We start from the raw sequence: 24007 nt of genomic DNA on the forward strand, positions 1-24007 counted from the left end.
GACCCCCTCGCCTCGGCGACGGGGTCCCGTCCGTTCTCCGTCTCCGGAGCCGGCGCCTCAGCGGGCGGCGGACAGACGGGCCAGGCCCTCGTCGAGGGTGACCGACGGGCTCCACTGCAGATCGGCGCGCGTGCGGCGCTGGTCGAACCAGTGCGCGGTCGAGAGCTGCTCGGCGAGGAAGCGGGTCATCGGCGGCTCATCGGCGCCGGGCCGCACGGCCCACACGCGCTCGACGAGCGAGCCCGCAGCGCGGGCGACGGAGGCGGGGACGGACCAGCGCGGCGGCTCGACGCCCGAGGCGCGGCAGATCCCGGCGAGCAGCTCGGCGACCGGGCGCGGCTCGCCGTTGGTGACGACGTAGGAGCGGCCGTGCACCTCCTCCGCCCGCCCGAGAGCGGCGACGATCGCCGAGGCGGCGTTGTCGATGTAGGTGGAGTCGATCAGCGCCTGGCCGTGCCCGAGGAGCGGCAGCCGGCCGGCGCGCGCCCGCTCGACGATGCGGGCGACGAGCTGGGTGTCGCCCGGACCCCAGACCAGGTGCGGACGCACGGCGACCACCGCGAAGCCGGGGGCGTCGGCCGCCAGAGCCAGCAGCTCGGCCCGGGCCTTGGTGCGCGCGTAGTCGCCGCGGGCGCGGTCCGGATCGGCGGGTTCGGCGTCGTCGCCGGTGATCGAGGAGCCGGAGTGGGCGACGGAGGGCGACGAGATCTGGACGAAGCGGCTCACGCCGGCGCGGGCGGCGGCGGCGAGCAGACGCCGGGTGCCGTCGATGTTCACGCGGTCGAAGTCGCCCGGATCGCCGGCGAGCGAGACCTTCGCGGCGAGGTGCACGACGCCCTCGGCCGCGTCGACGGCCTCCTCGACCGCGCGCGGATCGGTCAGCGAGCCCCGCGCCTCCTCGACGCCCGCGACCCCGGAGGGCCGGCGCTGGAAGGTGCGGACCTCGTGCCCCTGGGCGACGAGGCCCGCGGCCACCGCACCGCCGAGCAGGCCGCTCGCGCCGGTGACCAGGACCCTCACGGCGCCACCATCCGGCCGCCGGCGAGCACGCCCTCGGCCCAGCGCGAGAGCGCGGCCCTGTCGATCTTGGAGTTGTGGCGGATGTCGGTGGGCAGCGCCGGGACGACGAGCACCGCGGCGACGGGCCGGCCGACGGCCGCGCGCACCTCGGCGGCGAGGGCCTCCTCGGCCAGCACCACGCGGCGCGCGCCCGAGCGCAGCTCGACCACGGCGACCAGCTGCGCGACTCCGCGCGGGCCGGCTCCGACGATCGCGGCGCGGGCGACCGAGGCCACGCGCGCCTCGATCCGCTGCTCCGGTCCGACCGGCGTGACCACGCCGTCGGGAGTGACGACGACGTGCGGCATGCGGCCCTCGACCCAGAGGCGGCCGCCGGAGTCGATCCGCCCGACGTCCCCGGTGCGGTGCCAGCGCTCACCCGGGACGGCGCCGACGCGGGCGGCGCGGTCGGTGAGCCAGAGGCGCTCGTAGTGGTCCTCGACGTGACCGGCCGAAACGACGATCTCGCCGGTCGTGCCGGTGATCTCCTCCGGCTCGTCCGCGGCGCGGCCGTCGGCGTCGAGCGGGGCGATCCGCAGCCGGACGCCCGCGGCGGGCACGCCCACGCAGACGCCTCCGCGCGGATCGTCGTCGGAGGCGGCCTCGCGGATGCCCTCCAGCGACGCGTCGGTGAGCAGCAGCCCCTCGGTCATGCCGTAGGGAGTGCGGGCGGAGGCGTTCGGCATGAGCGCCTGCGCGTCGCCGAGCAGTCCCGCCGAGACGGGGGCGCCGGCCGAGAGGAAGGTGCGCACGCCGGCGAGGGCGCGGTGGTCGTCAGCGTCGAGCGCGCCGGCGGTGGCCACGACGTTGGCCAGTGCGGCCGGCGAGAGGAACAGCACGGTCGCGTCGACCCGGGCGGCGGCCGCGGCGACGGCGGCCGCGGTGAGCGTTCGGGGCGCGGTGACGTCCATGTCCGGAGTCGCGGAGCGCGTGCCCAGCGCGGGGCCCAGCAGAGCGAACGGCGCGAAGCCCGCGACGAGCCCTGTGCCCGGTCCGATCCCGTACTGGCGGGCGAGCGCGTCGCGGACGCCGGCGAGCTGGCGGTGCGTGTAGACGACGCCCTTGGCGGGGCCGGTCGAGCCGGAGGTGAACAGGATCGCGGCCACGGCGTCGGCGGCGGGCGCCTCGCCCAGCGCCTCCGGGTCGGCGGCCAGCTCGGCGCGGCCGAGCTCGATCAGCTGCCCGAGCGACGTGTCGACCCCGAGGGCCGAGGCGGAGGCGCGGGGCAGGGTCTGCGTCGAGACCCGGCCGCCGGGCCAGCGGAGGGCCCGCGCGACGGCGAGGCCGGGCAGGGCGCCGACCACCAGATCCGGCCAGGCGCCGCGGACCGCGCGGGTGAGACCGCGCAGGCCCAGGCCCGCGTCGGCGACGACCACGACGGCTCCGATGCGCAGGCACGCGTAGAGCAGCGCCGTCAGGTCGGCGCCGGGCGGCACGAGGAGCGAGACGCGGTCGCCCGGGGAGACGCCGGAGGCGCGGAGCCCGGCGGCGAGCTCGCGGACCCGCTGCGAGAGCAGGCGCCACGAGACCGAGCGGGGCCCGCCGCCTCCGGGAGGCGCCATCTCGACCAGGGCGAGCGAGTCGTCCTGCGCGTTGCGGTCGAGGTGCGCCCAGAGCGGCTCGACCGGCGCGGTCGGGCGGCGGACGTCGGGGGCGGGGTCGCCGCCGAACGGCTCCTCGCCGTCGGAGAGGTCGCCCAGCCAGGCGAGGACGGCGGACGAGTAGTCGACGTCCTCGGCTACCAGGTGGCCCGCTCCCTCGTAGCGGTGGACCTGCGCGTGCGGGAGGCGGTCGACGAGGTCGTCGAGGTAGCGGTCGGAGAAGATCGGGTCCAGCGGGCCCCAGAGCATCAGGGCCGGCGTCGTCAGGGCGCTGACGCCCTCGGCGATGCGCTGCAGCTCCGGGTCGCTCGGGTGCGCGGAGTCGACCGGGATGTCGGCGACGAAGCCGCCCACTCCGCCGCGGCGCGAAGCGGACCGGTAGGGCGCGCGGTACCCCTCCTTCACCGCGGAGGGCAGCGCCGGGTGCCCCAGCGCGAGGGTCGTCTCGAGGAAGGCCGGCGTGCCGACCGTCGAGGCGCCGAGCACACCCGAGGCGAGCGCGAGCCGGAGCGGGGCCGGGATCGGCTCGTCGGCGCTCTGGTGGATCGCGGTGTTCAGGAGCATCGTGGCGCGCAGCTGCTCCGGGTGGTCCACCGCCCAGCCCAGCGAGACGACTCCGCCCCAGTCGTGGCCGAGGGTGACCACGTCGTCGAGGCCGAGCACATCGGTGAGGTTGGCGAGCTCGCGCACGCGGTCGGCGAGCGTGTGCAGGGCGCCGGTCCGCTCGGAGAAGCCCATCTCGAGCTGGTCGACAGCGACCACCCGCCAGGCGGGGCCTCCGCGGCGGGCCGACTCGAGCGTGGCGGCCGCGAGGCGGCGCCAGAGGTAGGACCAGGTGGGATTGCCGTGCACGCAGAGGACGGTGCCGACGGGCTCCGTGCCGAGGGCCTCGCCCGTGTCGAGCAGGTGCCAGCGGCGCGGCACGCCCTGGGCGTCCGGAGCGTCGACGAGGCGCGACCACGCGGGATCGAGCCCGTCGAGCCCGGCCGGGGGCAGCTGCGCGGCGGCCGTGGAGCCGACCGCTCCGCGGATCCGCTCGGCCGGGTGGGGCGCGGTCACCAGGCGATCTCGAGCATCGCGGTGTTGATGCCCGAGCCCACTCCGATGAGCAGCACCCGGTTGCCGGGCTGCAGGGTCTCGGCCTCCTGGGCCAGGGTGATCGGGATCGACGCCGGGCCGACGTTGCCGAGGGTGGGGTAGGTCGTGGGGACGCGGCTGCGGTCGATGCCGACCGCCTTCACCAGGGCGTCGGTGTGCACGTCCGACACCTGGTGCGTGATGTAGCGGTCCATCCCGCTCCAGTTCCAGTCGCGGGTGGCCTCCTTCCACGCCGAGAGGACGAGCTCCATGCCGCCCTTGAGCAGCGCCTTCGCGTCCGTGAACATGCCGTCGACGCTGCCGACGCAGAGCTCGTTGAACTGCGTGGCCGCGCGGGTGATGCCGCCGAGGATGCGGTGGCCCTTGGGGTGCTCGTCGGCCGGGCCGAGGACGGCCGCGGCCGCGCCGGAGCCGAGAGTCAGGCTCGCGAACTCGCTCATGAAGTCCTTGCGCTTGACGCCCTCGCGGCTCAGGCGCTCGATGGTGTTGACCTGGATCTCGTCGGCGTCCTCGCCGTCGATGATGAGCGCGTAGCGGATCTGGCCGGAGTCGATCAGCTGCGCGGCGAGGGTCATGCCGTTGACGAAGCCGAGGCACGCGTTCGCGATGTCGAAGTTGATGGCCGACGAGGGCAGGCCGAGCCCGTGGTGCAGGCGCACGGCGACCGAGGGCTCGAGGTGCTTGCGGGTCACCGACGTGTTGATGATCAGGCCGATCTGGTCGGCGCGGACGCCGGCCTCGGCGAGAGCGCGCTTGCCCGCGTCGATCGCCGCTCCGTCGAAGCCCTGCTCGGAGCCCCAGTTGCGGCGCTCGTGCACTCCGGCGACGCGCTGGAGGAGCCCGGTGGGGAGCCGCAGGCGCTTGAGCGCCGGAGCGAGCCGCGCCTCGATCTCGGCCGAGGTGGTCACGCGCGGAGCCAGCGTGGTCGCGACGGATAGCAATGCGACGTTGCGGTGCGTGGTCGTTGCGTTTCCGTCCAACGGAACTCCCTGTCGAGTTGTCGATCCTGGCATGTGCCTCCGTGATTTTACGCTGTCGTTCAGGCTGCGCTTCCTGGACGCCCGCTGGGCGGTCGCGGAACGCGTCCTCGGCGGCCGGGCGGGGGCTCCTCCCCCGGAACGACGGGCGAGGAGCCGCCGAGGCCACACGCGACGCGCGGTGTCAACCCACCCGCCGGGGCGTCAGGTCCCCATCGCCCACGGCTCGCGATCGCCGCGGAGGCGGGCGGCGAGCGCCATCGCCTGCTCGTCGGTCAGGGTCGCGACGTAGTCGACCACACCGCGCCCCCGGCCGAGCCGCTGCAGCGCGGCCGGGTCGGAGGTCGGCCGGCCGCGCTCGTCCGCCGGGAGCCAGTCGGGGTGCTCGGCGCGCAGGCGGAAGTAGCCGTCGGTCGCGAGCTCGATCAGGTCGAGCAGCTTCTGCGGAGCCCGCGAGCCGTCGCGCGGGTCCTCGAGCCAGGCGTCGAGGTGGGTCACCAGCGTCTCGAGCACCTGCGACTGGCCGCGCTGGTAGGTGGCGAAGTCCGGCCGGTCGATCACGAAGCGGGTGTGCACGAACTTCAGCACGGCCACGTCGTGCCAGGCGTCGGGGAGGAGGGAGAGGTGGCCCGAGCGGACGTTCGGCTCGGCGAGCACCACCACGGAGCGCTGCAGACGGCCGATCCAGGAGGAGACGAACGCCTCGATCGCGCGCTCGGTGCGCGTCGATCCGTCGAACGGGAGCGCGAGGAGCCCCTCGACCAGCTCGGTCGACACCCGCTCCACGGAGGCGCGGAAGTGCTCGTCGCTCGCGATCCACGGGTCGCGGGCCACGAGCCTCCGGCGGAGCATCTCGAGCGAGTGCCCGGGGGCGCGCGCCCACAGCTCCTCGGCGTCGAGGGCGGCGAGCGCGTTCTGCTCGCGGAGGAACGCGCGGAACTCCACGGCGACGGCCGCCTGCTGCAGCACTCCCGCGCGGTAGAAGTCGTCGAGGTCGTGCAGCGAGTAGGCGATGTCGTCGGCGACGTCCATCACCGAGCACTCGAGGGTCTGCTGCCAGGGGGCGATCGCGGTGAAGCCGGAGCGGGCGTCGAGCAGGTCGTCGAGGTCGAGCGTGTACGCCGAGAACTTCGGCGGAGCGGTCTCCCACCGGCTGGCGGTCGACCCGCGGGGCAGCTCGGTCGGGTCGGCGGAGTCGATGCCGGGGCGGTGGACCGTCCGCCCCCACGGGTACTTGAGCACGGCGGCTCGGGAGGCGGCGGTGAGGTTCAGCCCCACCTCCACCGTCTCGCAGACGTCGAGCTCGGAGAGGATCCGGAACGACTGCGCGTTGCCCTCGAAGCCCTCCGCGAGCCCCAGCCGCTCGCGCGCGAGGCGGTCGAGCGCCTGCTCGCCGAGGTGGCCGAACGGAGGGTGGCCGAGGTCGTGCGCGCTGGCCGCGGCCTGCACGACCACCGGGTCGCAGCCGCCGAGCCGCTCGACCAGCTCGCGCTGGGCGGGATCGGTGGTGGTCAGCTGCATCGCGATCGCGCGGGCGACCGCGGTGACCTTGATCGAGTGCGTGAGCCGGTTGTGCACGACCTGGCCGACGCCGGAGGGCGAGATGACCTGGGTCACCGCGGAGAGTCGGGCGAAGTAGGGCGAGAAGCGGATCCGCTCCAGGTCGACGCGGTACTCGGGGTACTCCTCGCCGGTGGCGAACCGGTCGACCGGCTCGGGGATGCGCCGGTCGCGGCGGTGGTCGTGCGGGGCCGAGGCCCGCGGGGCCGTCGTCTCGGGGAGTGCCGGCTCGCTCATGGCTTCACCCTAATCAGGGGCGCGGGGGCGGAGGGACCGCGCCGCTCCGGCCGGCGTCGCTCCTGTGGCGAGACACCGCGTCCGCCGGCGAGGCACCGCGGGGACGGCGGCGCCTCGGGGAGCGCACGAACACCTCGGCGGTCCGGTGGGCGGGGCCGGCGCCTCGGCGGACGCCGGGACGCCCCGCGGCAGCCCGGCCGACGGGCGGACAGAAGACGGGGGGCGCGGACTCCGTCAGGCGGACTGCTCGCGCGGGGCGACGGCGAGGTGCACGGCCGCGGCGACGACCGCGCCGAGGACGTAGGCCGCGATGTCGAGCCAGGAGAAGGTGGTGCCGACGACGAGGCGGAGCGGCGCCCACAGCTCGACCAGGCGCGCCGCGACTCCGATCGCCTGCAGCTGCTCCATCGCGATCGACCAGGCCAGCGCGATCCCGGCAGCCGTCGCGCCCGGGATGCGCGGCAGGAGCACCGCGATCAGCAGCGCCACCAGCACGACGTAGGCCACTCCGCCGGCGAGGTCGGCGAGCAGCCCCGTGAGCACGAACCGCAGCGCCAGGCCCAGGCCGAGCACGGCGACGGCCGCGAGGGCGAAGCGGAGCCGCGCCCTCACCGTGCACGCTCCTCGAGGGCGCGCTGCAGGCGGTCGAGAGCGAGGAGGAACGTGCGGTCGTCGGCCACGCGCCAGCCGAGAGCGGCCGGGGCGGCGACGACCAGGGGCACGAGGACGGTGCGCGGGCGCCGCCTCGCCGCACGCAGGACGGCGGAGGCGGGCGGCGGGGCGAGGACCGCCAGGACCAGCGCGCGGACCCGGTGGGCACCCGAGGGCGAGGTGCCGACGCCCACCGAGACGATCCGATCCCACTCGGCGATGCGCAGGGCGTCTGCGCGCTCGGCGGCGAGTTCGAGTCCGTCGCGGCCGACGGCCAGCACTGCGGCGGCGGCGGCCGGAGCGGCGGAGGCGGGTGCCGCGATCCGGCGCAGCGCCCGGGCGAGCTCGGGAGTGCGCAGGACGGCGAACCCCTCGGTGACCGCGGCGAGCGCCGCCAGCCGGCGCTGCCGCTCCGGGGCGGCCTGGCGGACCCGGGCCCGGACGGCGGCCGGGGCGGGCAGGGGCGCGGCGAGCAGCGCCGTCGGCTCGAACCGCGTGCGCGGGGGCAGCGGGACCGCCGGCGGCGTGCGCGGCGGGGGCTCGCCCCAGTGCGGCGTCGATGCGGGATCCATGCGCCCCTCCTTCCTCGCGCGGCTCCGAGCCGCCCCTGAGATCATCCCTCCTCCGCCCTCCCGCCTTGCCGAGAGGGCTCGCTGGGCTTACGATGGAGTACCCCCCGGGGGTATGCCGCGACCGGCGTGCCGACCGGACGCCCACCGGGCCGATCGACCGGATCGGACCGGACGCACCACACAGGAGGACCCATGAGCACCAGGATCGACCTCGGCCTGACCGCGAGCGGATCGACGGGAGGCTGCGGCTGCGGCGGAGGCGGTGCCTGCGCGTGCGGCGGCCACGGCGACGCCGGCCGCTCCGACGCCGGCCACGCGGCGCAGGGCTCCCTGTCGGCCGCGTCCGTGCAGAGCTTCGGCGTCGCGGGCATGACCTGCGAGCACTGCGTCCGCAGCGTCACCGAGGAGCTCGCCGCCTACCCCGAGGTCTCGGCGGTCGACGTGTCCCTCGCCCCCGACGGGGTCTCGACCGTCACGGTCGGCTCCTCCCGGCCGCTCGGCCGCGAGGAGATCGCCGCCGCCGTCGCCGACGCGGGCTACCGCCTCGCTCCCCTGAGCTGACGTGGCCGAGACCACCGGCACCCCGCTCGAGCTCGCCATCGGAGGGATGACCTGCGCCTCCTGCGTCGCGCGGGTCGAGAAGCGCCTCGACGCGCTCCCCGGCGTCCACGCGACCGTCAACCTCGCCCTCGAGCGCGCGACGCTGACCCTCCCGCCCGGCACGACTCCGGCCGACGCGATCGCCGCCGTCGAGGCCGCGGGCTACAGCGCGTCGGTCCCCTCCATCGGCGAGGCGGCTCCCGCGGAGGAGCAGGAGGACCAGAGCGACGACGACCGCGAGCGGCGCGCCCTGCGCACCCGGCTCCGCGTCTCCGCGCTGCTCGCCGTGCCGGTGGTCCTGCTCTCGATGATCCCGCCGCTGCAGTTCGCGAACTGGCAGTGGCTGTGCCTCGCCCTCGCCTCACCGGTCGCGGTCTGGGGCGCGCTCCCCTTCCACCGCAACGCCTGGCGGGCGCTGCGGCACGGCTCCACCACCATGGACACCCTGATCAGCCTCGGTGTCAGCGCCTCCTTCGCCTGGTCGGTCTGGGCTCTGTTCCTCGGCGACGCGGGGCGGCCCGGCATGAGCATGCCGTTCGAGCTGCTGGGCAGCCGCTCCGGCCACGACGAGATCTACCTCGAGGTCGCCGCCGCCGTCCCCGTCCTCGTGCTGGCCGGCCGCTACCTGGAGGCGCGGTCGAAGCGCGACGCCGGTGCGGCGCTCCGGGCGCTCCTCCGCCTCGGCGCGAAGGACGCCGTGCGCGTCGCCGCCGACGGGCAGGAGGAGCGCGTGCCCGCGTCCTCGCTCGCCGTCGGCGACCTCCTCCGCGTGCGCCCCGGCGAGACCGTCGCCGCCGACGGCACCGTGCTCGAGGGCTCGAGCGCGATCGACGCGAGCATGCTCACCGGCGAGAGCGTGCCGGTCGAGGTCGGCCCGGGCTCGACCGTGACCGGCGGAGTGCTCAACGCCCACGGCCTGCTCACCGTCCGCGTCGACCGCGTCGGCTCCGAGACCACGCTCGCGCGGATGGGCCGCCTAATCTCGGACGCGCAGGCCGGCAAGGCGCGCGTCCAGCGGCTCGCCGACCGCGTCTCCTCCGTCTTCGTGCCGGTCGTGGTGGTGCTCGCCCTGGCCACCCTCGCCGGCTGGCTGATCGCCGGCGCCGACCTCGCCGCCGCCGTCTCTCCCGCCGTCGCCGTCCTCGTCGTCGCCTGCCCGTGCGCGCTGGGCCTGGCCACCCCGACCGCCGTCCTCGTCGGCACCGGCCGCGGCTCCCAGCTCGGGATCCTCCTCCGCGGGCCGGAGGTGCTCGAGGCCGGGCGCCGGATCGACACGGTCGTGCTCGACAAGACCGGCACGCTCACCACCGGCGCGTTCCAGGTCGTCGAGTCCAGCGACGACGAGAGCCTGCGGTTGCTCGCCGCCGTCGAGCGCGGGTCGGAGCATCCGCTCGCCGCGGCGATCGTGGCCGGGGCCGCGCACCTCGACGTCCCCGAGGCGACCGGATTCCGCTCCAGCACCGGGTTCGGCGTGCGTGCCCGGGTCGAGGGCCGCCTGGTCGTCGCCGGCCGGCTGCGCTGGCTGGAGGAGCAGTGGGGCTTCGCGCCGGGCGGTCTCGCCGAGCGCGCCGAGCGAGCGACCGCCGAGGGCGGCACCGTCGTCGGCGTCGGCTGGGAGGGGGCGCTTCGCGGCTTCGCGGTCCTCCGCGACGAGCCGAGGCCGGAGGCGTCCCGCACCGTCCGCGCCCTGCGCGAGCGGGGCCTGCGGGTGATGGTGCTGACCGGCGACAACCCGCGGGCGGCGCAGGCCGTCGCCTCGGCCGTCGGCATCGACGAGGTCGTCGCCGAGGTGCTGCCGGAGGAGAAGCTCGCGGTGATCGAGCGCCTCCGTGCGGAGGGCCGCCACGTCGCCTTCGTCGGCGACGGTGTGAACGACGCCGCCGCGCTGGCCGCCGCGGACGTGGGGATCGCGATGGGCGCCGGATCGGACGCGGCGATCGAGGCGAGCGACATCACCCTCGTCGGCGACGACCTCGGCCGGGTGCCCGACGCCCTGCGCCTCGGGCGCCGCACCCTCGCGGTCATCCGGGGCAACCTCTTCTGGGCCTTCGCCTACAACGTGGCCGCGATCCCGCTCGCGATGGCCGGACTCCTGGGGCCGCTCGTGGCCGGCGCCGCGATGGCGTTCTCGAGCGTCTTCGTCGTGCTGAACAGCCTGCGGCTGCGGTCGTTCCGCTGAGTCCCGGCGGGCCGTCCGGAGTTCCCTCGCGGAGCTCTTGACGGCCCGCCCGCAGGTGGCGAGGGTGAGCGCATGAGCCTCTTCATCACCTGCCCGGTCGACGACGTCGAGCGCGCCACCGCCTTCTACACCGCGCTCGGCTGGACCCTGAACGCCGAGATGTCCCGCGAGGACGTCTCCTGCTTCGGGATCGGTCCCGACACGTCCGTCATGCTGGCGAGCCGCGCGATGTACGAGAGCGTCGGCGCCACCGAGGAGCTGATCGGCGCCCCCGGCACCCCCTCGAAGGTGACCGTCTCGTTCGACCTCGACAGCCGCGAGGCCGTCGACGAGCTCGTCGAGCGGGCCGCCGCCGCGGGAGGCCGGATCGGCGACACCGACGACTACTCCTTCATGTACCAGCGCCAGTTCGACGACCTCGACGGCTACCACTACTCCCCGTTCTGGATGAAGCCGGGCGGCGACGCGGCGGAGTGACGGGGCCGCGCGGACTCACTCCGCGTGCCGCAGGCGGTGCCGCCGGACCGCGGCCCGGTTCGCGCAGCGGACGGAGCAGTACCGCTGCCGGCCGTTCCGCGTCACGTCGACGACGACGTTCCTGCAGTGGTCGCCCGGCGCCCGACCGGCCTCGCACCGCAGGAGGCGGCTCATCCCCCGGGTCGTCAGGTGCAGCGCCGTGCCGACCGCGATGACGGCGTGGAGGACGTGCGCCAGGGACTGGTCCTGGTCGCGGTAGTGCAGGTGCCAGCCCTCGTCGTCGTGGTCGGTCAGGCGCGGATACGCGGCGATCGCGGCCATCTGGCGGTTCAGCGACGTCGCCCGGTCGCTCGGAGTCGGCGCGTCGACCACTTCCAGCCACTCGTCGATCACGTCGCGCGTCCGGGCGTGGTCGTCCGGGCCGGACTCGAAGGCCATCGTCATGCCGTATTCGCGCGTTCGAGCCTCGATGCCCGCGCGGTCGGACGGCCAGTCGTTCGCGAGGGAGGCGGCGAGCAGGACCGCGTACTCGCCGTAAGGGTTGAGCTGCATAAGACCATGACAGCACAGTGGCTCCCATGCGCACCTCCACCCCCTCCCCGCACCCCTCCGAGCCGCTCGCTCCCGCCGTCGATCCGCACGAGCACGGCTGGACGACCGAGTCGGCCCACCGGACCAGCGAGGGCGTCGTCGTGTACGTCCGCTGCGCCGGCTGCGGCACGCGGCGCGTGGACGTGCGGACCGGACGCCAGGATCCCCCTGCCGCTCTCAGCCGCGTCCTGCCCGCCTCCGACCACCGCTCCCGCCGTGGAGCAGAGGGAGGATGAGGGCATGATCGCCGACCTGACCCTCCCCCGCGACGCCGGCCCCGGGGAGAGGAGCCTCCTCCTCCGCCGCGCGGTGCTCCACGACCTCCCCGCGCTCGTCCGGCTCCTCTCCGACGACCCGATCAGCGCCGGGCGCGGAGACGTCGCCGCCGAGGAGGACGGGGCCGCCTACGAGGCCGCCTTCCGGAGCATCGCGCAGGACCCGGGAAACGATCTCGTGGTCGCGGTGGACGGCGCCGGAGCCGTGGTCGGCACGCTGCAGCTGACCGTGATCCCCGGGATGGCGCGCCGCGGCAGCTCCCGCCTGCTCGTCGAAGCGGTCCGGGTGGCGAGCGCCGAGCGGTCGGCGGGGATCGGCACGGCCCTGATGCGCTGGGTGCTGGACGTCGCTGCGATCGAGCTCCGCACGCCGCTCGTCCAGCTGACCTCGGACGCCGCCCGAACCGACGCCCACCGCTTCTACCTGCGCCTGGGCTTCGTCGACTCGCACGTGGGCTTCAAGCGCCGCGTCGAGCTGCCGGGCTCGTAGCGGCGGCGCGGGCAGCCCGTCCGGACGCCTGATCGGCTGTCCCCGCGAGCACGGCCGGCCCAGGAATGGACGATCCGAGCGGAGGCCCGGACGGCACTGCTCGCCTCTCCCCGGCCGACGTGATTGGCTGGCCCGATGAGAACCGAGACCCGTCAGGGCGTCCCCCTCCTGCTCGTCGACGACGACGGAGGCGCGCTCTCGACCCCGGACGACGCGATCGCGCTGATCGGCGAGACCTACGGCGGCGACGTCGAGACGATCGTGGTGCCCGTCGGCCGGCTCGACCCCGAGTTCCTCCGCCTGCGCTCCGGCATCGCCGGCGAGTTCGTGCAGAAGTTCGTCTCGTACGGCAAGCGGCTGGTGATCCTCGGCGACGTCAGCGGGCCGGTGGCGGAGTCGAGCGCGCTGCAGGCCTTCGTCGTCGAGTCGAACCGCGGCGACCACCTCTGGTTCGCCGCCGACCTCGAGGCGCTCGACGCCCGCCTCCGCAGCTCCGGGACCTCGACCGAGCCCGGTGCCGACGGCGGAGTGGAGCCGACGCCCGGCCCCGCCCGCTGATGCCCCTGCTCCAGCCCGGCCCCGACGGCTCTCCACCCGAGGTCGACGGTCCGGTCCGCCTCCTCCTGCTCGCCGACACGCACCTCCCGAAGCGGGCGAAGGCCCTCCCGGACGAGGTGTGGCGCGCGGTCGACGAGGCAGACCTGGTCGTGCACGCGGGCGACTGGGTCGACGAGGCGACGCTGGACGCGCTGGAGGAGCGGGCGGCGCTCCTGCTGGCCGTGTGGGGCAACAACGATCCGGAGCCGCTGCGCGCCCGCCTGCCCGAGGTCGCGCGCGCCCGCGTCGCCGGCCTCGACGTCCGCGTGGTGCACGAGACCGGAGCGGCGACCGGCCGCGAGACCCGCGCCGACGCCGCCCATCCGGGTGCCGACGTGCTCGTCTTCGGGCACAGCCACATCCCCTGGGACACCGTCTCCCCGGCGGGTCTCCGCCTGCTCAATCCGGGCTCCCCGTCGGATCGGAGGCGCCAGCCGGCCTGCACCTTCCTGACCGCCGTCGCCGACGACGGAGCGCTCCGCGACGTGCACCTGACCGCCCTGCCGCTCCGGGCACGAACCATTCCCGGCGGCGGCGCAAGGGGGTCACAGAGCATTTAGGTCGGCCTAAGCTCACCTGGATGAGCAGCTCACACGACCACCCCGACTCCGCGCACCTGCGCCCGGAGGGTCTCGACGACGCCACCGTGGCGGCGCTCGGGAAGCTCTCGGAGGCGCTCGAGACGGTCGAGCACGCCCGCGGTCTGCTCTACGGCTTCCACCGGCTCACCGGCGCGGCCGACCTCGCTCTGGGCGAGGCCGTCGACGCGCTGCGCGAGGCCGGCCACGCCGCGACCGCCGAGCGGATCGAGGCCGAGCTCGTCGGCCGCAACGTCATCGAGGGGCGCTGGACCTTCCAGATCGTCGAGGACTACGACGACACCTACTACGCCGCGTTCCGGGAGCAGGAGCGCGCCGCGCGCGACGAGCTCGCCGGCGGACGCCGCCACCTCTTCGAGTCCGAGATGAAGGAGGACCGCCGCTCCGGCGGCCGCCGCCACCACGAGTCGCGCCCGGAGGCGGGCTCGTGAACGCCGTCATCCGGATGCACGCCTCGTCGCTGCGGGTCAAGGCGGTCACGCCCGGCCGCGGTGGACGCGGCACGCCTCCCGAGCCCGAGGCGACGATGCGGCGCACCACGCTCAGCATCGACGGCCGTCGCTTCCTCCTCGCCGTCTCCCTCGACACCGAGGAGCTCGAGAAGCGCCTGGTCGAGGCCGTGCGCAACCGCGGCGACATGGTGAGCTTCACGGTCGCCGGCGAGCGCGAGGTCTGCGTGCTGGTCTCCCCGGGCGTCGCGGTCATCCTCGAGCACGAGGACGTCCCGGTCGAGGATCCGGACGCCGAGGACGCGCCGATCCTGTACGACGACGTCGAGTACCTGACCTGATCCGTCGGCGGCCGGTCCCGGCCGCCGGTCCGGGCGCGGCTCTCGACTCGGGTCGTCCACCCGCTCAGACCGCTCCGGTGCTCGCCCACAGGTGGAACGCCGCGTGCGCCCGGTGCGGCCGCCACGCCTGCGACGCCGCCTCCGCCTCCGCCGTGCTCACCCGGCCGAGCGCCTTCCGCAGCACCAGGTCGCCGGCGGGGAAGGCGTCCGGATCGCCGAGGAACCGGAGCGCGAGGTAGTCGGCCGTCCACGGCCCGATGCCCGGGATCGCGAGGAGCGCGCGCCGCTGCTCCGGCAGGTCGCCCGCGCGGTCGAGCACGGGTCCGGCGGCGAAGGCCTCGGCGACGGCCCGGACCGTCCGCGCCCGGGCGTTGGTGATCCCGATCGCCGAGCGCAGCGCCTCGAACTCCGGCGCGAGCAGGGCGGCGGGTGCCGGGAACGCCAGCAGACCGCGCTCCCACGGGGCGCCGAAGGCCGCGGCGGTCCGTCCGCCGAAGGTCCGGGCCGCGGCGACGGACACCTGCTGGCCGAGGACCGCCATCACCGCCGCCTCGAACGCCTCCGGGTACTGCGTCGCGCGCAGCCCCGGCCGGGCCGCGACGGAGCGGGCGAGCAGCGGGTCCCGCGAGAGCTCGGCGCCGATCGCCACCACGTCGGAGTCGAGGTCGAACCAGGCACGGACGACCGCGGCCGCCGGCGTCAGCACGTCCGTCTCCGCCTCCACCCGCAGCCCGGTCTCCGTCACCTCGAGCACGATCGGCCGCGGCGCCCCGTCGAGGGTGAGCAGGCGCTCCAGGCGCCGGCCGTCGGCCGAGACCCGCTCCACTCCGGGGAGGGCGTGGTTGCGGAGGAGGCTCGCGGCGCCGGCGGAGTCGAAGGGCCCGAGGGCCGGCAGGTCGAGGGAGGACGTCTCGTTCAGGGGAGCAGGACCGTCTTGCCGCGCGCGCGGCCCGACTCGACGAGGGCGAGCGCGGCGGCCGCCTCGGTCAGCGGGAAGGAGGGCCCGAGCACGACCTCGAGCTCCCCGCGACCGGCGCGGTCGAGCAGGCCCGGCCGGGCGGCGTCGCGGAGCGCGGTGCCGGGATCGGCTCCCGGTCCGCCGCCGAGCATCAGGATCCCGCCGAGGCGGGCGGCGTGCTCGAAGCCGGCGACGGTGGCGATGCGCGAGCGGTCGGCGACCAGAGCCACCGAGGCGTCCAGCGCCTCGTCGGTGCCCGCCGTGTCCAGAGCGACGTCGACGCCGCCGGGGGCCAGGACGCGCACGCGCTCCTCCAGCCCGGCGCCGTAGCGGACCGGCTCCGCGCCGAAGCGGCGGACGACCTCCTCGCCGCGCTCGCTCGTGGTGCCCAGCACCCGTGCTCCGCGGGCGACCGCGAGCTGCACAGCGAGCGAGCCGACGGCTCCGCTCGCCCCGTGCACCAGGACGGTGACCCCGGAGGAGACGCGGGTGGCCTCGACGAGGTGCTCGGCGGTCGTCCCGGCCAGCAGCAGGCCCGCGGCCGCCGCCCAGCCGAGCCCGGCGGGCTTGGGCAGGACCGCGCTCGCGGGCGCGACCAGCTCGGCGGAGTAGCCGCCGGAGACCCGGAACGCCACGACCTCGTCGCCCACGCGGATCGGGCCGAGCTGCCCCTCGGCCCCCTCGCCGACCGCGGTCACGACTCCGGAGATCTCGCTGCCCGGCCGGACCGGCACCCGCCCGCGCCCGAACATCCCGCGCAAGAGCTTCGCGTCGGCCGGGTTCACGCCCGCGGCGCGCACCGCGATCCGCACCCTGCCGGGCGCCGGCTCCCCCGCATCGACCTCGACGGCGCGCAGCGCCTCCGGCCCGTCGAATCCCTCGGCCTGCATCGCGACGACCATGCGTCCGCCTCCCGTCCCCGGGCGCCTGCGCACCCGAGCGCGACGCTAGCAGCAGCGTCCGACCCCCGGACCCCCTGCGGAGAGCGCGGCAGCCGACCGAGAACGCCCGTTCTGGTACCGCCTACCATGGAGGGATGTCCCCGATCCTCGACGAGCGCCCTCCCCGCGAGGCGATCCTCGCGGCCGCCGACCGGCTCTACTACGAGCGCGGCATCCAGTCCGTCGGGATGGACGAGCTCCGCACGGCCGCGGGCGTCTCGCTGAAGCGCCTCTACGCGGAGTTCCCGAGCAAGGAGTCGGTGGTGGTCGCCGTCCTGCACGGCCGGCACGAGCAGTGGACCCTCGGAGTGACCACCCGGGTCGCCGCGGCGGACGGACCTCGCGGCAAGCTGCTCGCGATCTACGACTTCCTCTTCGACTGGTTCTCCGAGGACTCGTTCCGCGGCTGCGGCTTCATCAACGCCTTCGGGGAGCTCGGCTCGTCGAACCCGATGGTCGCCGAGATGGCGCGCGACCACAAGGAGACGTTCCAGCGCTTCCTCGCGACCCTCGCCGAGGAGGCGGGTGGCGGCGCCGAGCTCGCCGCGCAGCTCGCGATCCTCGCCGAGGGCGCCCAGACCACCGCGGCCATCGCCGGAACCCCGGAGGCCGCCCTGCACGCGCGTCGCGCCGCCGAGATCCTCATCGACGCGGAGACGCGCCCCGTCTGAGGCACGCCGCGCGCGGGATCAGGCCTCGCCGCCCCCGGGCGGGCCGACCACCAGCAGCGCCGCGAAGACCACGGCGACCAGAGCCAGGACCAGCGCCCCGGCGAGCACGGGCCGCGCGAGCGCCCAGCGGAGGAGCCGGCTCGTCACGCGCCGGTCGCGCGGGTCGTCCGTCGCGTGCGTCCGCCACGGGCCCTCCAGCAGGCCGCGGCGCTCGAAGCCGCGCTCCAGCGGGACCGTCGCGTAGGGCACGACCGCGCTGACGACCGCGAGCGCCGTCGCGCCCGCCGACCACCGCTGGTTCACCGCGAGCACCAGGGCCGCGGCTCCGTAGGCGAGGAACGCGAACCCGTGGATCGGCCCCGCGACGCTCACCGGCCAGTCGCCGGCTCCGGCCGCGTACTTCAGCAGCATCCCGACGATCAGGAGAGTCCAGGTCACCGCCTCGACGATCGACAGCAGGCGGAAGAGGCGGCGCGGGCTCATGGGATCGGCTCCGTTCGGTCCGCGGCGACGCGGCTCGGGGTCGGTCGAGGGTCGCCCGGAGCCTACGGGAGCACGCTCGCGAGGAACCTGAGCGGACGAGGACCGCTCGGGGCGCTCAGCCCAGCCAGCCGGTGAGCGAGAGGGCCGTCACCGCGCCGACCAGGCCCGCGGCGACGAGGGCGACCGTGCCCGTGACTCCGCTGCGGGAGGGGGCTGCGGCGGGGCCGCCGGCCAGGCGCGCCCAGAGCCGGTGTGCCACCTCCTCGGCGGAGGGGCGGTCGGCCGGATCGAGAGCGGTCATCGCGGTCAGCAGCTCGCGCCACTCCGCCGGGACCGACTCCGGGACGACGGGCGCGTGGTGGAGGCGCTGGATCGAGATCTCGAGCGTCGTGCCGGTGTAGGCCCTGCGGCCCGAGACGGCCTCGAGCAGGACCAGCCCGAGCGAGTAGACGTCGGACGCCGGTCCGACCGGGCCGGAGCCGAGGCTCTCGGGGCTGAGGTACGCGGCGGTGCCCACCAGCACGTCGGAGCGGGTGAGCCGGGCGTCGTCGACCGAGCGGGCGATCCCGAAGTCGCTGAGCTTGGCCTCGTGCGCGGAGAAGCCGGATGCGGTGGCGCGCGAGCGGACGAGGACGTTCTCGGGCTTCACGTCGCGGTGGAGGACGCCCTGCGCGTGCAGGTGCGCGAGAGCATCGGCCACCTGAGCGCCGACCTCCGCGACGAGCCGCTCATCGCCGGAGCCGAACCAGTCGGCCGCCGGGTCGCTGCGGTCGAAGTACTCGAGGACGAGGAACGCGAGGTCGCCCTCCTCGCCGGGGATCTCGCCCTGGTCGAGGACGTCCACCACGGAGGCGTGGCGCGAGTCGATCAGGAAGCGGACCTCGCGCTCGCGACGCGCCCGCTCGTTGGGGGTGTCCGGGACGTCGCGGTGGACCTTGACCGCGACCTGGCGGGCGAGGCGGAGGTCGCGGGCGCGGTAGACGACAGCGCTGCCACCCTCCCCCACCCGCTCGAGCACGAGGTAGCGACCGGCCAGGGTGGATCCGACCAGCGGATCCACGACGTCGGCGGGAAGCGGCTGCAGGCGGTCGAGTTCGTCCAGCACAGGCAGCTCCCTTCGCGAATGAGTCACTAGCTCGTCTAACTAGTAGTCCCTTCGTAGTGGTCGCCGCCCTTCCAGGCAAGCACCTCGGGGGAGGTTGGCTTGTCTAGATGTTCTTGCTACGAGACTGTCTAGACTGTTCGGCATGGATGAGGTCACGCTGAAGCGACCCGGGGCCTTCTGGTTCTCGGGTGAGGCGACCGAGCCCGGAGCGGTGGAGGTCCTCGCCGCGATGCGCGCCTTCCGCACGGCGGAGGCCGCGATGCGCCGACGGACCCGCGGATCCATGGGCATGGGCGAGAACGACCTGCTGGCCGTGCAGTTCCTCATGCGCCGCCAGCAGAAGGGCGTGCACGTCAGCCCGAAGGACCTGGCCTCCTACCTCGGCATCTCCTCCGCCTCCACGACCGTGCTGATCGACCGGCTGGTCAAGAGCGGGCACGTGGTCAGGGAGCCGCACCCGAGCGACCGCCGGGCCATCCGCATCGTCGCCACCCCCACCTCCCACCGCGAGGTGCGCGAGACGCTCGACGAGATGCACCGCCGCATGCTCGAGGCGGCCGAGACGCTCAACCCCTCCGAGGCCGGGACCGTCATCCGCTTCCTGCAGACGATGCGCGACATCGTCGAGCGCCCGGCCGACTCCGAGACGGTCGACGCCGCCCAGGAGCTCGCGGGCGAGCCGATCGGCGAGTACGCCGACGGCGTGCTGGAGCAGCGCCGCGCCTGACGCGCGTCCACGCGGCCGTGGCCGTGCGTCCCCGAGAGTTCACTCCGAGGGACTTCTGCCGCGCCCCGGGTCCGTCGGAGAATCGAGGCGACCGGCGGCGATGGACAGAAAACGCAGTCCGCGACGTAAGTAGCTAGCTCAACTAGTAGGAAGTCTTTCTAGCGATATAGAGTGACGGACGTCAGCCACTCGCACGTCAGATCGGAGCACACCATGGGCAACATCCTGTACGGCACTCCCCCCGCCGCCATCGAGGTCGAGGACCGCGCCCTCGCCCACCTCCAGATCGTCATCATCAACAAGTTCCGCCGCGACGAGCGCTTCCTGCTCACCCTCGACGCGAGCCCCCAGGCCGGCACCGGCCGCCGCGGCGTGTGGATGCACCCGACCATCCCGATCCAGTTCGAGTTCAAGGGCAGCCGTCAGCCCACGATCAACCCGGAGTGGGTCGAGGCCCTCATGGAGCGCGCCAACAGCGGCGCCGGCCTCCGCATCGTGCCCGAGCCGACGAGCAACGCCGCCGTTCCGCTGCGCCGCGCCGAGCCCGCCGCCTGACCCTCCGCGCCGGAGCCGCTCCCGATCAGGCTCCGCCGCCGCACACCGACACGACCCGCCTTCCCGCCCGGGAGGCGGGTTCCGTCGTCTCCGGGCCTGAGAACCCCGGGAGCGCGCTCGCAAGTGGTTGACATTCCGCGCCACGGTCAGGGTCGCAGTCCTACACTGCTCCTGCGGCACGGGGTCGTTCCGGCGGGCTCGTCCCCGCTGTCGCACGCATGACCGGCCGCCGGCCGCTCGGGCCCCCCTCTCGAGCGACCGGCGGACGGCTGCGCGGCGCACCCGAAGCGCCGTCCGCGAGGTCCGCCGGAACCAGGAGCGGCCAGATGACCCACGGAACGAACAGCCTCACCACCACCGTCGACGAGGTGCGCCCGGGCGACCTCTTCTGCGCCGTCGTCGCCCACGAGACCGAGCAGTGGCGCGTCGTCGCCGTCCTCGGCATCCGCGTCCTCGCCGAGCGGGTCTCCGGAGGAGACCGCCGCAGCTTCACGCTCCGCTTCGTGCGCCACCAGCTCTCGCCGGACGTGCTCATCGCGAGGGGCGCCGCAGCGAACCGCTAGGGGATCAGGCGCTCCGCGCGGTAGCGGTCGAAGAGCGCCGTGAACGAGTCGACCGTCCGGTGGAACGCCGTGAAGCCGGCGAGGCGGGACTTGCCGATGTCGGTGACGACCTCGAGGTTCCGGCCGAGGTCGGCGTCGGTGTGCCACCAGGAGGCGACGCGGGAGAGGTCGGGCTCGATCAGCCCGTGCTCGTCGACGAGGCGCCGCCAGACGGGCTCGGCATCGGCCATCTGCTGCTCGAGCGGCTGCGGCTCCTCCCCCGGGCCGACCGGCTCGACGCCGAAGTGCTCCGCGATCCGTGTCCACATCCAGCGCCAGCGGAAGACGTCGCCGTTGACCACGTTGAAGGCCTGGTCGCGGCCCGCCTCCGACGTCGACGCCCAGAGCATCTGCTCGGCGAGGATCGTCGCGTCGGTCATGTCGGTGAGTCCGTTCCACTGCGTGAGCGAGCCGGGGAACACGAACGGGGTGCCCTCGGCACGGTGGATCGACGCCGCGACCGCGAGGGTCAGCCCCATGTTCATCGCGTTGCCGACGGCGTGCCCGATGACCGTGTGCGAGCGGTGCACCGACCAGGTGAACCCGGCGCGCCCGGCCGCGGCGAAGAGCTCGTCCTCCTGCGCGTAGTAGAAGTTCGGGGCGTCGAGGCGCTCCTCCTCCTCGTGGAACGGGGTGTCGGGCATCGCGCCCTGCCCGTACGCCTCGAACGGGCCGAGGTAGTGCTTGAGGCCGGTCACCAGCGCGACGTGCTCGACGGGAGCGTGCGCGAGCGCGGCGAGGAGGTCGCGGACCATGCCGCCGTTGACCGTGATGTTCTCCTCCTCCGTCGCCTGGCGCGACCAGGCGGTGAAGAAGACGTGCGTGGGGCGCTGGTCGGCGAGCACGCGGGCCAGGTCCTCGGCGGAGCGCAGGTCGGCGGCGAGCGGAGTGACGCCGGGGCGCGCGTCGATCGGGCGGCGCGAGAGGGCGGTCACCGGCCAGCCCTGCTCGGTGAGCAGGTCGACGAGGGCGGAGCCGCCGATGCCGGTCGCACCGACGACGAGGGCGCTGCGGGGGTCGGACGGGGGGACGGGAGTGGTGGAGGACATCCCCTGGGCCAACAGCCCCGGGGGCGAGGCATTCCCCGATCCGGGCGTCACGGAGGGACACCGGAGGTCACGGAGGGACACCGGGCGTCACGGAGGGACACCGGGCGTCACGGGCGGACCGCGGACCGGGCTCCTCCCCTACCGTCGAGCACGAGCCGCCCGGGGTGGGCGCAGCGGAACAGGAGCCGACGATGACCGTGACCGACGTGCGGGCCGTGCCCGAGGTGGACTACGAGGAGCTGGCGGGGCGGTTCCGGCCGCTGTTCGCCGAGATCGCGGCGGGAGCGGCGGCGCGGGAGAGCGCACGCGAGCTGCCGGTCGCGCAGATCCGAGCGCTGGCGGACGCCGGGTTCGGCGCGGTGCGCGTGCCGCTGGAGTCCGGCGGGGCCGGCGCGAGCCTCCCCCAGCTGTTCCGCCTGCTGACGGAGCTGGCCGCCGCCGACTCCAACCTGCCCCAGGCGCTCCGCGGCCACTTCGCCCTGGTCGAGGACCGGTTGCTCGCGACCGACGGGACCCGCGAGCGTTGGCTCCGGCGCTTCGCCGACGGCGAGCTCGGCGGCAACGCCTGGACCGAGGTCGGCACGGTCGCGATCGGCGACGTGCAGACGAAGGTCGCTCCGGTCGAGGGCGACCCGACGCGGTTCACGGTGACCGGCACGAAGTACTACTCCACCGGCAGCGTCTTCGCCGACTGGATCGACACCTTCGCCCAGCGCACCGACACCGGGCAGAAGGTGATCGCGATCGTCGACGCTCGCCAGGCGGGCGTCGAGCACGCCGACGACTGGGACGGCTTCGGCCAGCGCACCACAGGCTCGGGGACGAGCACCTTCACGGAGGCGGTGGTCGCGGCCGAGGACGTGATCGACTTCGAGACCCGGTTCCGCTACCAGACCGCGTTCTACCAGGCGGTGCTGCTGGCCGTGCTGGCGGGCTCGATCGCGGGGGCCGAGCGCGAGATCGCGGCCGAAGTGCGAGCGCGGACGCGGATCTTCTCGCACGGGAACGCCGAGTCGTTCGCGGCGGATCCGCAGATCCTGCAGGTGGTGGGACAGGTCTCGGCCGCCGCCTATGCGGGAGCGGCGATCGTGGAGCGCGCGGCGGGCGCGCTGCAGCGGGCGCACGAGGCGGCCCTCGACGGCGACCCGCTCGAGGACGAGCGGCAGAACGACCTCGCCGAGCTCGAGACGGCGCAGGCCCAGATCGTCCTGACGCAACTGGCCACCCGGGCGACCTCCGACCTCTTCGACGCGCTGGGCGCCTCCGGGGTGAGCACCCGCAAGAACCTCGACCGGCACTGGCGCAACGCGCGCACGGCCGCGAGCCACAATCCGTGGGTGTTCAAGGCGCGGATCGTCGGCGACCACGCGGTCAACGGCACCGTGCCGCCGCGGGTCTGGGCGATCGGCGCGGGGCCGAAGCGGTAGTCGCGTCTGCGCCGGCCGGGGGCGGTGGACAGCCGACAAGGGCGGAGGAGAGGATCGAGGGGGCGGCGACGCGGCCGCCGCGGACGAGGGGGCTCGCGATGATCCGGACGACGACCGCGAGGGGCGCCGGTGCGCTGCTCGCCTGCGCGGCGGGGCTGCTCGCGCTGAGCGGCTGCACGGGAAGCGCCGACGAGGGGACGGCCCCGACGACCGCTCCACCGCTGATCTCGAGCGCTCCGACGCCGAGCAGTGCCGTGCCGACCGCGAGCGCCGGCAGCACGACTCCGCTGCCCACCGCGACCCCGGCCACCGCCCTGCTCCCCTGCGAGGACCTGCTCACCGCCGACGAGGAGGGGTCGCTCGCCGAGGACGGTCTCGCCCTCTCACCCGAGGCGACGGTCTACGACGTCGACTACCCCGTCGTGCAGGAGATCGCCGAGGACGGGGTGCTCTGCCGGTGGAGCGGCCAGGGCGACGTGTCGGTCGTGGTCGGGCAGCTGGCGGTCCCGGACGCGGAGTGGCCGGATCGGAGCGCCGCGCTCCTCGCGGACGGGTTCACCGCCGACGACACCGCGGCTCCGGGCTTCCTCGACGGGCCCGACGGACCGGACGAGAGCTACCCCGGCCGCGGCGTCCTCCACCGCGACGGCGTCCTCTACTACGTGAGCTACTCCGGGATCGTCGGCTCGATCGTGCCGCTCTCCGGCTGAGGCGGCGGATCGAGAGCCCAGGGCGGGCGCCCGAGGTCGGCGCTGCTCCCCGTCGTCAGCTGCTCGCCGTGGTGGTCGAACGACAGCGGGACTCCCGCCTCGGCGCACTCACGGCCGATCAGGTCCATGGCGTTCCAGAAGTACTCGCTCGCTCGTCGATCCCCGGAGATCGCGGAGAGCAGATTGCTCGTGGCGAGACGAGCAGCGTCGGATGCGATCGAGTTCGAGGAGCTCTCGTCGAAGCCCTCGAGGGCTTCGCGAAACGGTGGACGCAGAACGGGATCGAGTTCCGGCGCGTAGTCGTTCCACGTGCGCTCGAGCGGGGCGCAGGGAGCGGCCTGCTGCACGCCTCCCGGCTTCCCGCACCCGGTCAGGAGGAGCGTGGCCGCCAGCAGGGCCGGCACAGCTGTGGTGCGTCTCACGGGT

Annotated in this window: 28 protein-coding genes; 15 read left to right on the forward strand and 13 right to left on the reverse strand. The window is 74.9% G+C overall.

The window, feature by feature from the left end:
- Window positions 1–57: 57 nt before the first annotated feature.
- From C5C82_RS05530 to C5C82_RS17455, 6 genes are all read right to left on the reverse strand, one after another.
- Complete coding sequence (locus tag C5C82_RS05530; protein WP_104224184.1) at window positions 58–1020, reverse strand: NAD(P)-dependent oxidoreductase; 963 nt, start codon at window positions 1018–1020, stop codon at window positions 58–60.
- A complete protein-coding gene (locus C5C82_RS05535) occupies window positions 1017–3719 on the reverse strand; it encodes an alpha/beta fold hydrolase (RefSeq protein WP_258065960.1) in 2703 nt (900 codons plus the stop codon). Before C5C82_RS05535 ends, C5C82_RS05530 begins: the two co-directional genes overlap by 4 nt.
- Window positions 3716–4771, reverse strand: coding sequence for a 3-oxoacyl-ACP synthase III (locus C5C82_RS05540; RefSeq protein WP_104224183.1), 1056 nt, complete (start codon window positions 4769–4771; stop codon window positions 3716–3718). Before C5C82_RS05540 ends, C5C82_RS05535 begins: the two co-directional genes overlap by 4 nt.
- A gap of 168 nt (window positions 4772–4939) precedes the next feature.
- The gene (locus C5C82_RS05545) at window positions 4940–6532 is read right to left on the reverse strand and encodes a deoxyguanosinetriphosphate triphosphohydrolase family protein (RefSeq protein WP_104354733.1); all 1593 of its coding nucleotides are present in this window, start codon (window positions 6530–6532) and stop codon (window positions 4940–4942) included.
- A gap of 234 nt (window positions 6533–6766) precedes the next feature.
- Window positions 6767–7144: a DUF2809 domain-containing protein gene (locus C5C82_RS17450; RefSeq protein ID WP_181067800.1), complete on the reverse strand. Its 378-nt coding sequence runs from the start codon at window positions 7142–7144 to the stop codon at window positions 6767–6769.
- A complete protein-coding gene (locus C5C82_RS17455) occupies window positions 7141–7755 on the reverse strand; it encodes a hypothetical protein (protein WP_181067801.1) in 615 nt (204 codons plus the stop codon). The genes C5C82_RS17450 and C5C82_RS17455 overlap by 4 nt, the downstream gene beginning before the upstream one ends.
- A 192-nt stretch (window positions 7756–7947) precedes the next feature.
- Between C5C82_RS17455 and C5C82_RS17955 the strand changes: the two genes are divergently transcribed.
- From C5C82_RS17955 to C5C82_RS05565, 3 genes are all read left to right on the forward strand, one after another.
- Entirely contained in the window at window positions 7948–8316 is a 369-nt protein-coding gene (locus C5C82_RS17955) for a heavy-metal-associated domain-containing protein (RefSeq protein ID WP_104224180.1), read from the forward strand.
- Window position 8317: 1 nt separating this feature from the next.
- Entirely contained in the window at window positions 8318–10534 is a 2217-nt protein-coding gene (locus tag C5C82_RS05560; RefSeq protein WP_258065962.1) for a cation-translocating P-type ATPase, read from the forward strand.
- Window positions 10535–10606: 72 nt separating this feature from the next.
- A complete protein-coding gene (locus tag C5C82_RS05565) occupies window positions 10607–11011 on the forward strand; it encodes a VOC family protein (protein WP_104233450.1) in 405 nt (134 codons plus the stop codon).
- Between the two features lie 15 nt (window positions 11012–11026).
- Here C5C82_RS05565 and C5C82_RS05570 read toward each other — a convergent pair whose 3' ends face one another.
- Window positions 11027–11563: a CGNR zinc finger domain-containing protein gene (locus tag C5C82_RS05570; RefSeq protein ID WP_104224178.1), complete on the reverse strand. Its 537-nt coding sequence runs from the start codon at window positions 11561–11563 to the stop codon at window positions 11027–11029.
- A 26-nt stretch (window positions 11564–11589) separates the two neighbouring features.
- On the opposite strand from C5C82_RS05570, the gene C5C82_RS05575 reads away from it, so the two are divergent.
- The 6 genes from C5C82_RS05575 (at window position 11590) to C5C82_RS05600 (ending at window position 14353) form a co-directional block, all read left to right on the forward strand.
- Window positions 11590–11838: a hypothetical protein gene (locus C5C82_RS05575; RefSeq protein WP_104354734.1), complete on the forward strand. Its 249-nt coding sequence runs from the start codon at window positions 11590–11592 to the stop codon at window positions 11836–11838.
- A 4-nt stretch (window positions 11839–11842) separates the two neighbouring features.
- Complete coding sequence (locus tag C5C82_RS05580) at window positions 11843–12367, forward strand: GNAT family N-acetyltransferase (protein ID WP_104257134.1); 525 nt, start codon at window positions 11843–11845, stop codon at window positions 12365–12367.
- A 135-nt stretch (window positions 12368–12502) separates the two neighbouring features.
- Entirely contained in the window at window positions 12503–12925 is a 423-nt protein-coding gene (locus C5C82_RS05585) for a DUF4180 domain-containing protein (protein WP_104354735.1), read from the forward strand.
- A complete protein-coding gene (locus C5C82_RS05590) occupies window positions 12925–13524 on the forward strand; it encodes a metallophosphoesterase (protein WP_104354736.1) in 600 nt (199 codons plus the stop codon). Before C5C82_RS05585 ends, C5C82_RS05590 begins: the two co-directional genes overlap by 1 nt.
- 20 nt (window positions 13525–13544) lie before the next feature.
- A complete protein-coding gene (locus tag C5C82_RS05595) occupies window positions 13545–13994 on the forward strand; it encodes a hypothetical protein (protein ID WP_104224173.1) in 450 nt (149 codons plus the stop codon).
- Entirely contained in the window at window positions 13991–14353 is a 363-nt protein-coding gene (locus C5C82_RS05600) for a hypothetical protein (protein WP_104224172.1), read from the forward strand. Before C5C82_RS05595 ends, C5C82_RS05600 begins: the two co-directional genes overlap by 4 nt.
- A 64-nt stretch (window positions 14354–14417) precedes the next feature.
- Here the strand turns inward: C5C82_RS05600 and C5C82_RS05605 are convergent, their stop codons facing one another.
- Window positions 14418–15272, reverse strand: a complete 855-nt coding sequence (locus tag C5C82_RS05605) for an AlkA N-terminal domain-containing protein (RefSeq protein WP_308471851.1) — start codon at window positions 15270–15272, stop codon at window positions 14418–14420.
- On the reverse strand, window positions 15269–16213 hold the full coding sequence (locus C5C82_RS05610; protein WP_258065964.1) for an NADP-dependent oxidoreductase: 945 nt from the start codon (window positions 16211–16213) through the stop codon (window positions 15269–15271). The genes C5C82_RS05605 and C5C82_RS05610 overlap by 4 nt, the downstream gene beginning before the upstream one ends.
- A gap of 134 nt (window positions 16214–16347) precedes the next feature.
- On the opposite strand from C5C82_RS05610, the gene C5C82_RS05615 reads away from it, so the two are divergent.
- A complete protein-coding gene (locus C5C82_RS05615; RefSeq protein ID WP_104354738.1) occupies window positions 16348–16923 on the forward strand; it encodes a TetR/AcrR family transcriptional regulator in 576 nt (191 codons plus the stop codon).
- Window positions 16924–16941: 18 nt separating this feature from the next.
- Here the strand turns inward: C5C82_RS05615 and C5C82_RS05620 are convergent, their stop codons facing one another.
- Window positions 16942–17406, reverse strand: a complete 465-nt coding sequence (locus C5C82_RS05620) for a DUF3817 domain-containing protein (protein WP_104225947.1) — start codon at window positions 17404–17406, stop codon at window positions 16942–16944.
- 115 nt (window positions 17407–17521) lie between these two features.
- Window positions 17522–18511 (reverse strand): serine/threonine-protein kinase, encoded by a 990-nt coding sequence (locus C5C82_RS05625; protein ID WP_181134402.1) that lies wholly within the window; start codon window positions 18509–18511, stop codon window positions 17522–17524.
- 142 nt (window positions 18512–18653) lie between these two features.
- Here C5C82_RS05625 and C5C82_RS05630 point away from each other — a divergent pair, with 142 nt between their 5' ends.
- The 3 genes from C5C82_RS05630 to C5C82_RS05640 all read left to right on the forward strand — a co-directional run bounded on the left by C5C82_RS05630 (window position 18654) and on the right by C5C82_RS05640 (window position 20356).
- On the forward strand, window positions 18654–19238 hold the full coding sequence (locus C5C82_RS05630) for a MarR family winged helix-turn-helix transcriptional regulator (protein ID WP_104224167.1): 585 nt from the start codon (window positions 18654–18656) through the stop codon (window positions 19236–19238).
- Window positions 19239–19451: 213 nt separating this feature from the next.
- On the forward strand, window positions 19452–19793 hold the full coding sequence (locus tag C5C82_RS05635) for an ATP-dependent DNA ligase (RefSeq protein ID WP_104224199.1): 342 nt from the start codon (window positions 19452–19454) through the stop codon (window positions 19791–19793).
- Between the two features lie 326 nt (window positions 19794–20119).
- A complete protein-coding gene (locus C5C82_RS05640) occupies window positions 20120–20356 on the forward strand; it encodes a hypothetical protein (RefSeq protein ID WP_104225949.1) in 237 nt (78 codons plus the stop codon).
- Here C5C82_RS05640 and C5C82_RS05645 read toward each other — a convergent pair.
- On the reverse strand, window positions 20353–21444 hold the full coding sequence (locus C5C82_RS05645; protein WP_104354740.1) for an SDR family oxidoreductase: 1092 nt from the start codon (window positions 21442–21444) through the stop codon (window positions 20353–20355). The genes C5C82_RS05640 and C5C82_RS05645 overlap by 4 nt on opposite strands.
- 191 nt (window positions 21445–21635) lie before the next feature.
- Between C5C82_RS05645 and C5C82_RS05650 the strand changes: the two genes are divergently transcribed.
- Window positions 21636–22871, forward strand: coding sequence for an acyl-CoA dehydrogenase family protein (locus tag C5C82_RS05650; protein ID WP_104354741.1), 1236 nt, complete (start codon window positions 21636–21638; stop codon window positions 22869–22871).
- A gap of 98 nt (window positions 22872–22969) precedes the next feature.
- Window positions 22970–23581: a hypothetical protein gene (locus C5C82_RS05655; protein ID WP_104354742.1), complete on the forward strand. Its 612-nt coding sequence runs from the start codon at window positions 22970–22972 to the stop codon at window positions 23579–23581.
- Here the strand turns inward: C5C82_RS05655 and C5C82_RS05660 are convergent.
- Entirely contained in the window at window positions 23539–24003 is a 465-nt protein-coding gene (locus tag C5C82_RS05660; protein ID WP_146085954.1) for a hypothetical protein, read from the reverse strand. The genes C5C82_RS05655 and C5C82_RS05660 overlap by 43 nt on opposite strands.
- Window positions 24004–24007: the final 4 nt, after the last annotated feature.

The organism is Rathayibacter sp. AY1D5, assembly GCF_002932515.1.
Lineage (GTDB): Bacteria > Actinomycetota > Actinomycetes > Actinomycetales > Microbacteriaceae > Rathayibacter.